9 protein-coding genes are annotated in these 10,822 nt (G+C 67.1%); 8 read left to right on the top strand and 1 reads right to left on the bottom strand.

The annotated features are described in order from the left end of the window. Positions 1-19: 19 nt before the first annotated feature. On the bottom strand, positions 20-1,282 hold the full coding sequence (locus G446_RS15445) for a TrpB-like pyridoxal phosphate-dependent enzyme (protein ID WP_034468704.1): 1,263 nt from the start codon (positions 1,280-1,282) through the stop codon (positions 20-22). Between the two features lie 201 nt (positions 1,283-1,483). Here G446_RS15445 and G446_RS0102060 point away from each other — a divergent pair, with 201 nt between their 5' ends. The 8 genes from G446_RS0102060 to G446_RS0102080 form a co-directional block, all read left to right on the top strand. After that, positions 1,484-6,955, top strand: coding sequence for a DUF6531 domain-containing protein (locus G446_RS0102060; protein ID WP_026408874.1), 5,472 nt, complete (start codon positions 1,484-1,486; stop codon positions 6,953-6,955). Positions 6,956-7,017: 62 nt separating this feature from the next. Continuing rightward, positions 7,018-7,281: a hypothetical protein gene (locus G446_RS19715; RefSeq protein ID WP_156916477.1), complete on the top strand. Its 264-nt coding sequence runs from the start codon at positions 7,018-7,020 to the stop codon at positions 7,279-7,281. Positions 7,282-7,534: 253 nt separating this feature from the next. Then, positions 7,535-7,921, top strand: a complete 387-nt coding sequence (locus G446_RS0102065; protein ID WP_026408875.1) for a hypothetical protein — start codon at positions 7,535-7,537, stop codon at positions 7,919-7,921. After that, positions 7,899-8,417 carry a hypothetical protein gene (locus G446_RS19720; RefSeq protein ID WP_156916478.1) on the top strand — a complete coding sequence of 173 codons (519 nt, stop codon included), beginning with the start codon at positions 7,899-7,901 and terminating at the stop codon, positions 8,415-8,417. The genes G446_RS0102065 and G446_RS19720 overlap by 23 nt, the downstream gene beginning before the upstream one ends. Positions 8,418-8,712: 295 nt before the next feature. Beyond that, the gene (locus tag G446_RS19060) at positions 8,713-9,066 is read left to right on the top strand and encodes a hypothetical protein (protein ID WP_084778853.1); all 354 of its coding nucleotides are present in this window, start codon (positions 8,713-8,715) and stop codon (positions 9,064-9,066) included. 352 nt (positions 9,067-9,418) lie between these two features. Further along, positions 9,419-9,805: a hypothetical protein gene (locus G446_RS0102070; protein ID WP_026408876.1), complete on the top strand. Its 387-nt coding sequence runs from the start codon at positions 9,419-9,421 to the stop codon at positions 9,803-9,805. Positions 9,806-9,936: 131 nt separating this feature from the next. Further along, positions 9,937-10,287 carry a hypothetical protein gene (locus G446_RS0102075; RefSeq protein ID WP_026408877.1) on the top strand — a complete coding sequence of 117 codons (351 nt, stop codon included), beginning with the start codon at positions 9,937-9,939 and terminating at the stop codon, positions 10,285-10,287. Positions 10,288-10,405: 118 nt separating this feature from the next. Further along, the coding region (locus tag G446_RS0102080) for a hypothetical protein (protein WP_026408878.1) at positions 10,406-10,822 on the top strand (417 nt) is incomplete at its 3' end.

Raw genomic sequence — 10,822 nt, forward strand, 5'->3', positions numbered from 1 at the left:
GGCGCGGCGGGCCCCGCCCTCACAGGTAGGCCTCGTAGGCGGGCAGGTCGAGCACGCCGTTGCCAGACAGGCCGATGACGATGACCTCCCCGTCGCGCGCGTCGCGGGCGCGGGCCAGCGCCCCGGCCACCGCGTGCGTGGACTCGGGCGCGGGCACGATCCCCTCGGTGCGGGCGAACAGGAGGCCCGCGGCGAAGGCGTCGTCCTGCTCGACGGCGACGGCCTCCATGAGGCCCAGGTGCAGGGCGTGGGAGACCATGGGCGACATGCCGTGGTAGCGCAGGCCGCCGGCGTGGATGGCCGGGGGCACGAAGTCCGCCCCGAGGGTGTACATCTTCATCATGGGGGTCAGCCCGGCCACGTCCCCGTAGTCGTAGCGGTACTCCCCGCGCGTGAGCGACGGGCAGGCGGCCGGTTCGCAGGCGACGACGCGGGTGGCGGTGCCCTCGGTGAGATTGCGGCCGATGAAGGGGAAGGTCAGTCCCGCCAGGTTCGACCCGCCGCCCGCGCAGCCGAAGACGGCGTCGGGCGCCTCGACGCCGGCGGCGCCCAACTGGGCGATCGCCTCCCGGCCGATGACGCTCTGGTGGAGCATGACGTGGTTGAGCACCGAGCCCAGGGCGTAGTGGACGTCGTCGTGGGCCATGGCCGCCTCGACGGCCTCGCTGATGGCCATGCCCAGGCTGCCGGTCGTCTCCGGGTCCTCCGCCAGGATCCGCCGTCCGGCCCCGGTCAGCTCGGAGGGCGAGGAGTGGCAGGTCGAGCCGTAGACCTCCATCTGGTAGCGCCGGTAGGGCTTGGTCTCGTAGGAGGAGCGCACCTGCCACACCTCGCAGGTCATGCCGAACAGGGCGCAGGCCAGGGCCAGGGAGGCGCCCCACTGCCCGGCGCCGGTCTCCGTGGTCAGGCGGGTGGTGCCCTCCTGGGCGTTGTACCAGGCCTGGGCGACGGCGGTGTTGGGCTTGTGGGAGCCGGCGGGGCTCACGCCCTCGTACTTGTAGAAGATGCGCGCCCTCGTCCCCACGGCGCGCTCGAGGCGGTCGGCGCGGATGAGCGGGGAGGGGCGCCATTTGGCGTACACCTCGCGCACGGCCGGCGGGATCTCGATGAACCGCTCGGTGGAGGTCTCCTGGGCGATGAGGGCCCGGGGGAAGAGGGGCTCGAGGTCGGCGGGGGCCAGGGGCTCGCGCGTGACCGGGTTGAGGGCCGGGGGCATGGGCTCGGGGAAGTCCGCGGCGAGGTTGTACCAGTGCTCCGGGTGGGCGGAACCGATCTGCGTCATGACTCTCCTGTGGCAGGCGGTGCGGAGGCGGGCGCGCCCGCGGCGGTGCCCGACGGCGCCGTCGGCGCCGACGACGCCAACGGTAACGGAAGCCCCCGGCCGCCGGGCGGCGCGGCGGGGCCGTGAAATGGTGCTTGCGTGCGGGGACGGCGGCGGTTAGGGTGACCGTACTTCCCTGAGTCGACCCGGAGGGGGTCCGGTATGGGCGACCTGAGCCTGGATGATCTGCACGCGGCATCGGACGTGGTGTGGGATTACACGGTCAGTTCCGATCTGGCCGCCAAGTTCGACGCCGCGGCGAGCGCGGTGGAGGGCCAGGTCGGGGGGCGCACCAGCCGCAGAACCACGTACGGCACGCACTTCCAGGGCTACTACGCGCAACTGTGGTCCCACAATATCGATACGGCCAACAGCGACGCCCGGCTGCTGGCGAGTCGTCTGCGGGACGTGGCCAAGGGGATCCGGGATCTGGAGGCCGATGCGCGGGCGGAGCAGGCGAGGATCAACACCGCCAGGGAGTGGAAGGCCAAGCGGGATTCGCGCTCGGATCTGGAGAAGTTCGGCGAGACCATCGATTTCCTTCATCTGTTCCACAGCGACTCGAACGCGCCCAAGGCTGATCCGGTTCCGCAGATGGTCAAGTCCTACGAGGCCCCGGACCAGGGCGCGCGCGAGGAGTTCGTGGGCACGTCTGCGACCGGGGTGTCGTCGGCGCTGCCCGATGATCTGCGCAGCTTCACCTCCGAGGAGCGGGCGGCGACCGACGAGATCCGCAGCACGCCCACGACGCTGTCCGGCCGGGTGGAGGACTTTCGGACCAAGTGCCAGTGGGGTCAGCTGGCGTGCGACCAGGTCCTGATGGGGTTCAACAATTACATCACGTCGAATGACAACGACTGCACGCGCACGGACGTGGTGGCGGAGAATTTCGAGGCGGCCGGCGGGTCGGGCGTGATCTCTACGGTGTCGGACGCGGCGATCTCGGCGAGCCTGGAGGCCAACGGGATCTCCGAGCAGCGCCCGCAGCTGGAGATCCCGCCGGTGCAGGCCGTGGGCAACCCGCCGACGTCGGGGTTCTCGAACGACCCGGTCAACACGGCGACCGGCAATTTCGTGGAGAACGAGGAGGACCTGCGCTTCGAGGGCGGGACGGCGCTGCTGGGCTGGGTCCGCTCCTACTCCTCGCTGAGCCGCAGGGCCGGTGGGCACGGGCCCGGGTGGGCGTCGTTGGACGGGTGCGGGCTGCGCTTCGAGGCGGAGGGGGCCGCCTGGACGCTGGCGGACGGGCGCGAGGTCGTCTTCCCCCGCCTGGGGGAGGGCTTCGACCGCGCCGAGCACGAGAACTTCTGGCTGGCGGGCGGCGAGGACGGCTGGACGGTGACGAACAACACCGGGGCCCGGTGGGAGTTCACCGGCTCGGGGCGGCCGACGTCGTTCACCCTGACCGAGGGCGCCACCGTCCTGTTCGACTACGACGGCGCCCGGCTGGTGAGGATCCGCCATGTGCGCGGCCACGAGATCGCCGTGGAGTGGGACGGGGACCTCATCGCCGCGGTGCGGGCCGACGACGGGCGGCGGGTGGAGTACCGCTACGACGAATGCGGGCGGCTGGTGGAGGCCGCGGGCCCGCTGGGGTCGCGCCGCTACGAGTGGGACGAGGACAGCGGCCTGATCGGCGCGGTGATCGACGCCGACGGCGTGGTCGAGGCCCGCAACGCCTACGACGAGTCGGGCCGGGTGACCGCGCAGACCTCCCGGTTCGGGCGGGTGACGCGCTTCGCCTACCTGCCCGGGCGGGTGACCTCGGTGTCGGATGCGGACGGGGGCCGGGCGAACACGTGGGTGGCCGACGCCCGCGGCCGCCTGCTGAGCGTGACCGACTCCGACGGCAACCGCTCCACCATGGCCTACGACCGGTGGGGCAACCAGGTCATGGCCAAGGACGGGGAGGGCCGGCGGACCGTGCGCCAGTTCGACGAGCGCGGCCGCCTGGTGGTCGAGCTGGCGCCGTCGGGGGCCATGACGCGCCTGGTCTACGACGAGCACGACCGTCTGACGGACATGGTCTCCCTGGAGGACGGCTCCGAGGTGGCCCGCACCATCATGTCCTACGAGGGCGGGCAGTCCCAGCCCTCGCGGATCGTCGACGGCGAGGGCGGGCGCACCGACATGGTGTGGGACGGGACCCTGCTGCTGGAGGTCACCGACCCGACCGGGGTGAGGGTGCGCTTCGCCTACGACGAGCACGGCGACCTGGTGGCCTCCACCGACGCGGCGGGGAACACCACGCGGGTGGTGCGCGACGGCTCCGGGCGGGCCGTGGAGCTGATCATGCCCTCGGGGGCCGCGACGCGCTTCGCCTACGACGCCGCGGGCCTGCTGACCCGCCGCGTGGACCCCGACGGCGCGGCCTGGTCGTACGAGTACTCCGCCGCCGGGCGGCTGAGGGCGATGGTGGACCCACTGGGGGCGCGCACCGCCCTGGAGTACGGGGAGAACGGCGAGCCGGCCGCGACGATCGACCCGCTGGGGCGCCGGGTGGAGCAGGAGCTGGACGACCTGGGCAATGTCAGCCGCGTACGGCTGCCCGACGGCGCCGTGTGGGAGTTCACCCACGACGCCATGTCCCGGCTGAGGCAGACCGTCGACCCGAGCGGCGGGGTGTGGACGCGCCACTACGACCGGTTCGGGCGGCCGAGCGGGACCACGGACCCGACCGGGGTGCGCTCCTTCCAGCGCTACTCCGACGCCCGCCGGGAGGTCACGGCCGGCGACGCGGCGGGTGCGACAACGGTGAGGATGGACAAGTGGGGGCGGCGGGTGGCCGCCGTCGGGCCCGACGGGTCGGAGACGACCACCGCCTACGACCGGTGCGGACGGCCGGTGGAGTTCGTTGACGCCGCGGGCGGGCGCACCCGCATCGAGCGGGACGCGGCGGGGCGGCCGGTGCGCATCCGCCGCCCCGGCGGCGGCAGCGTGCGCTACGACTACGACGAGTGCGGGCGCGTGGCCGGGGTGCGGGGCGCGATGGGCTGGCGCACCGAACTGGGCTACGACGCCGACTCCCAGCTGATCCGCGAGGTGTGGCCCACGGGCGAGCGGGGCTGGATCCGCTACGACAGGTGCGGGCGCATCACGGCCCGCCACACCCCCGGGGCGGGCACCTCCCGGTGGGTCTACGACCGGTGCGGACGCATTGCGGAGACCAAGGACCCGGTCTACGGCGTGCGCCGCTTCCGCTACGACGACGCCGACCAGCTCGTGGCGGCCATGAGCGGGGCGGGCGGGGTCACCCGCTACGAGTACGACGAGGCCGGGCGGGCGGTGCGCATTATCGACCCCCTGGGCGGGGTGGAGGCGCGCGACTTCGACGCCATGGACCGCTGCACGGCCATCACCGACCCGCTGGGCCACGTCTCGCGGGCCGTCTACGACGCCGCCGGCCGCCTGGTCAAGAACGTGGACGCGGACGGGCGGGTCATTGAGATCGGCTACGACGACGCCGGTCTGGAGGCCTCGCTGAACGTGGACGGGCGCCCGTTCTCGCGCACCAGCCGCGACGCGAAGGCGCGCATGCGCACCATCGAGGACTTCTCCGACCCGGAGCGGCCCCTGACCCACACCCTGGCCTACGACCCGCGCGGCCTGCTGGTGCGCCACGACAGGAGCCCCGCCGGCGGCCGCGACGGAGGCGGGACGGCGAGCATTCGCTTCACCTACGACGCCGACGGGCTGCGCTCCAGCGTGACGGCGCCGGGCGGGGCCACCACGACCTACCGGCGCGACGGAGCCGGCGACGTCATCGCCGTCGAGCACCCGGGCCTGGCCACCGCCACCCTGGAGCGCGACAGGGCGGGGCGCGTCGTGGCGGCCGTCGTCGGCGAGGCGCGCCACGAGTGGGCCTTCTCCGACGGCTTCGCCTCGCGTCACACCGTCACCGGCGGCGGGCGCACCCGCACCTCGCTCATGGAGTACTCCGAGGACGGGCTGCTGGAGTCGGTGAGCACCGACGGCGCGAAGACCCGCTACCGCTACGACGCCTCCGCCCAGATGGTCGAGGCGGCCGGCCCCCGGGGCGTGAACGCGTGGACCTACGACGCCGCCGGGCGCCTGACCCGCGAGCGGGTGGACGGCGTCGACTGGGAGCGGACCTACGACGCCGCCGGGCGGCTGATCGGGGCGAGCAGCGACAAGGGGGACGCGGTCGCCTACACCTACGACCGCTCGGGCCGGCGCACCGGCGAGAAGCGCTCCGACGGGTCCCGCCGCGACTACGAGTGGACCGGCCTGTGGACCCTGTCGGGCGTGACCGACCGCAGCGGAGGCACCGACCACGGCGGGGGCGGGGACCCGGTGGTGCGCACCACGACGCTGGTGGACGCCCTCGGGCAGCTCTCCCGCGTCGATGACGAGGAGCTGTTCTTCGACGACGCCACCGGCGGACTCCTCCAGGCCGGCGACAGGGCGATCGTCCACGCCGGGCCCCTGACCGCCTGCGGCCCGGACGGATGGCTGGAGCCCCCCGCCTGGCGGCCGGGCCGCGACACCGCCGCCGCCAACCCCTACCTGCCCCCCGCCACCCGGGCGTCCCTGGGCCGGAGCCTGGGCCTGGGCGCGGGCGGCGAGCTGCGCGTGGCGGGCATGGAGTGGCTGGGCGCGCGCGTCCTGGATCCCGCCAGCCGGTCATTCCTCTCCCCCGACCCCGTCGAGCCGACCGCCGGCGCCGGCTGGGCCGCCAACCCCTACTCCTACGCGGGCAACAACCCGGTGAACCTGTACGACCCCGCGGGCCTGCACCCCATCACCGCCGAGGAGCTCGACGCCTACCGCAAGGCCAACTCGCCCAAAGTGGGTACCGCCCTGGCCATCGCTGTTGGCGTCGGACTCGCGATCCTCGGCGGGCCGGCGGGCATTGGGGCGGCCATCGCGATCGACGCCAGTCTGGGCGCCGCGGGCAACCTCATCGACCAAGCCTGCTCCGGGTACCCCATCAACCTCGGCGAGGTTGCGCTGAGCGGGGCCCTGGGCGGCCTGGGCGGCGGCATCGGCGCCGCGGCCAACGGCACGTTGGGACCGGCGGTAGGCAATGCTCTGAGACGGTTGGGTGGTAACACCCCTATCGGACGACGTTTCGTCCAAGGTGGTATCGGTGGTATCTCCGGCGGAATTTCCGGCTTCGTCACCGGGGGACTCGGCGCCCTGGCCACAGGAGGAGACTTCTGGCAGGGAGCCTGGAGCGGAGCCCGAGACGGAGGCGTCACCGGCTTCGCCGGAGGAACCATCGCAAAGACCAAACCTCGTCGTTACGGACCTATGAGGAATGGGCCGCTTAATGCCAGTGATACCGCAACTTTCCGGAGTGGGTCCTACAATGAAGTGCAGATACAAGAACCAACAACGCTTTATCGTGTCTATGCTGATGCTCGCAATAAATTTGGTAGATTTTGGAGTAGAGCCAAACCATCCGGACCCCTCCAGTCTCAACTCGATCTTGCCCTCAACCCCGCATGGGGGAACACTGCCGACAACGTGGTCACGATTCGGGTTCCTCCGGGAACGCTGATCTACGAGGGGGTTGCCGCGCCGCAGCCGATCTCAGGGGGTTCCTCGTATCTCGGTGGAGGGAATCAGGTCATCATACCCAAGGTCAGAGGGGGATGGGAGTTGCCGTAATGAGTATTTTCCCCGTGGACTGGAGAATAAGACTCTTTTTCCTCAGACATCGAAGATGTCACGTGAAGCTTCCGGACGGATGGTTCGGTAGACCGTACGATAGTTATTATTCGTTGGTTAAAGTCGAAATTGATGATGACACATTGACCATCGAGTTGACGTTTTCTCTGCGCCTCATATTTCGCGGCATTCCGGAACTGGAATCGAAGGCGGACGGGCTTCACCTGACCGACTTCGATACATTCATATTCGAAGGAGGAAAGGATGGTGTGCATAACGATAAGTACACCTCGGGAGAGGTGCATCTTGTTACCATGACTCGATGAGTTCTCTTGATCGAAATATATTCATGTCGAGCAGGGGAGCCGACCATGCGGATCCCATTTTGGCGAATGATCCTGGTGGGCGCGTCTATCTGTGGACAGTAGATTAAGCGTAGTGTTGGCGTCTCTTCTCGACGGCAGGTTGGAGCCGTTGACTTATTCGATCGGGTTCTTGAGCGCCCCGCCCGGCAGGGTGGCGCGGGCTGCGAGAATGAGTCGTGCGCATATCGATCTTCATTAGGATTGAGTTGATTTAATGAGAGATGTTGATGGGGTTCTGCGGCGGGCGAGTCGGACGTTCTCCCCGCATAGGGTGGATGAGGTGTACGTTAATGTGAGTACTGCGCTCTTCATCGAAGCGGAGGGGCTTCGCTTCGGTGTTCTGGGATTCTTCCGGGTCCTGGATCCCCGTGGTCGCGTGGTGCTGTACTACTCGTGCAAGCCGACGTCGTCCTCAGACGCCTCCTCGCCACTATCGGTGTTCGATGGGGCATTCATCGTGGCGATGAACGTGTCGGAACAGGGGGACCTTGCGGACATTAAATTCGTTTTCGACAATGGTTATCGAATTCAAGTGTTCGACACGGACCCCTGGGAGACGTGGAGCCTGTCGCTGGAGGGTGTGGTTCTTCATGGAGCCTGAACGGAGGATCGTTGATGGCATTGGCGGATGGCTGCCGTTGAAAGTGGTTCTGCCGATGCCCCGGGGAGGCGTACGCCTGCTGGCCGGGCCTCTTACCCCGGTGGACGTCTTCAAGGTGCTGGTGGGCCCCGAATTCTTCTGGGATGAGGCCGACGGCGCGGCCCCACTGCCCTGGGACGGGATCTTCACAGATGACTTGTTCTGCCTCGTAGTAGGAGGGAGAGGATGGAACCTGCGGACTCTGGGACAGTGGAGGGCTCTGGATGATAATAGTGGGTTTCTGGCCAGTAGTGACGTGCCATGGTGGCGCACGGATGTCCCTGGGCTTCTTGGAGCCGTGGTGGCGGAGTTCCAGATACTCCCAGTGGGGGAGGTCTGCGACCTGCGCATGCGATTCACTAACGGATATATCTTGGAAGTTTTCAGTAGAGACCCCCTCACCTCATGGAGATTGGAGGGCAGCACTGTGGAGTTACCGGTTGCGAACGATGTGTAAGTTCTGTGCAAGGAGGACCCAGTTCACTCCAGTCCGCCTCACGGGAGTGTGCTGGAGCAACGTCCGGACTGAATCATTCAACGCCACCCTGAAGATTATTCAGCGGGCGTCCGACCGCATTTATGGGAAACGACGTTATGGCGGCCCGCCCTCATGAGGAATAATGACCGGCAAAATCAACGTTCACGACCTCATGAAGACCGGGCTGCCGCCATATCACCCTCCAGGAATGTGCGCAGACGCCTACCGAATAACCTTCAAGCCGAATGTCGAACGGACAGGTTTTTGAACATTCATGACGACGAACATTCGTGAGCGCATTAATTCTACCTTACCGGCGACGGTGACGAGTTTCGAGCTGGTATCAGATACTATCCCAGTCATGCATGCAGGCGTTATGGGGCTTCAAATTTGGGGCGTTTTTGTGGGGCAGAGCGCGGGAGAGGCGCTGTGGGATGAAATGAACCCACCGGATCTTACTGTTCGCCTGAAAGCATTCGAGAAAAATGACCTGTTGTCGATGGATGGCGGCCCGGGTTGGCTGCATCTAGATTTTACAAATGGGTGGATTCGCATTGTGGCAGACACATGGGAATGGGAACCATGGTCGATTATTTTTCCTGATATCTGGTGGACCGGGAACATATGAAGATCATCCGACGGACGTCCGAACGCATTTTTGAAAAGAGAGTCGATACATCCGCTGAACCAGGGGCCGGCGCGAGGGGGCACTCGTGGACGAAGATGATATCGGCGACGCGACCTCGCCGGTGACGGGATTGATCAGACGCCTTCATCGTCACCACACGGGTCGCGCTGCACCCGCATCAACACACCAGACCCCCAGAGATCAGACAACCGCCCATCGACCTTGCCGACCCTATGCACCGTCCTTTTCCTTTCCGCACCACCGCGTCGATCCCCGGTCCTGGGCCGCCGGTTCTGGCGAGAAAGGCTCATTGAGGTTCTACCGCTGGTCGGTTTTGAGGAGGAGCAGGATAATGACGGAATTGACCCCCCTGGTGCCACTCGCAGGTATTCCGGGCCGCCGCTGGGCCGCGCCGCCCTTGAGTCAGGACAAGTATGATCCGGACACACTCGAACGTCTCATCCGGTATTTGGAGAGTTCTCCAATGATTCTCGCCTGGATGGGATATACCGAAGATCTCATCGGAGGAAAGTTCAGTATTCCCGGCGGGTCCGCGACCATGAGTGACGGGAAGTACTTCTGGCGCTACGAAGCGGGCATGTATCTCAGGCACTACCCGATTCGGGTGCCCGATGAGGCGATCACCCATTTCAGATCGCGACATTGGGATCCCCCCGAATTCAGCCCGACAGAGATCGCGGAACTCGAAAAGGTTCTGATCTCCATGTTCGAGTACTGACATAGAATTTTGGGATCGATCCCGCGGCGAGCACCGGCATGGTTTGCGGATTCAAGGAGGGTTGTTCAGCGGGAGTTCGAAAATATTCCTGAGGAGCGGTGTGATGATGGAATTCTGCTGGAGGTCACGTCATGAAAGTGGATGAGGTCGCCGATTTTCTCGTCAAGGAGGGGGTACGCCCCAGGTTCTTCGCCATCAATACGGTCGTCGCCGACGACGCCGTCGTCCTGTATCAGGAGGGTCCCGCCCGGTGGGTCGTGTTCTACACAGAGCGCGGAGTCCGTTCCAGCGAGAGGGTCTATGATTCGGAGGACGCCGCCTGTCAAGCACTGATCAAGAAGGCTCTAAACATGGAGAAGTGGATGAGGGAGCACGAGTCCAGACCGCGCAGACCGCATCCCGTTACGCCGAAGCCGAAACCGGTCAAGAAGGGCCCCGACTTCATTGTGGACTCCACGGGCTCGATCACGCCAGCGCGGTGACAAGCCCTGAAGACCCTCACGACGATCGCGTCCGCCCTGGTTGCACAGCGGTTCGCATGGGTTGTACACTGCGAACGATTCTCGTAACCGCATCCACTCGTGGACGATGGGATTTGGCATGGTCTTGACATCCCTTCTCGGTGATCGGTTGGCTCCGTTGACCTATTCTATCGGGTTCTTGAGCGCCCCGCCGGAGAGGGTGGCGCGCGCCGTGCGGTGGTTATATTTCAGGTGGCCCGATGCGTGGAGGCGGGTCGCCGTGCTGGACGGCGGCCTGGAGGAGGCCCTTCTCCAGCTCCAGCCCCTAGGGGGTCTTCTGCATCCCCGCGTGCTGGTTGCCTCCACGGCTCTCGAGGGGTGGTCGGCGGTGTTCGACGGTGATGCCCGTGGTCAGGGTGTCAGGGGGCTGTCCGTTCGTCTGGCGCGCGCGCTGAGGGTCCCGGGCTATTTCGTCGCGGCCGCCCCGCCGGCCCTCGACCCCGAGCACTTCCCGGGGTTCAGGCAGTTCTACGTGCTCGGCCCGCAGACGGGGCGC

This window comes from Actinomyces dentalis DSM 19115, assembly GCF_000429225.1.
Taxonomy (GTDB): Bacteria; Actinomycetota; Actinomycetes; order Actinomycetales; family Actinomycetaceae; genus Actinomyces; species Actinomyces dentalis.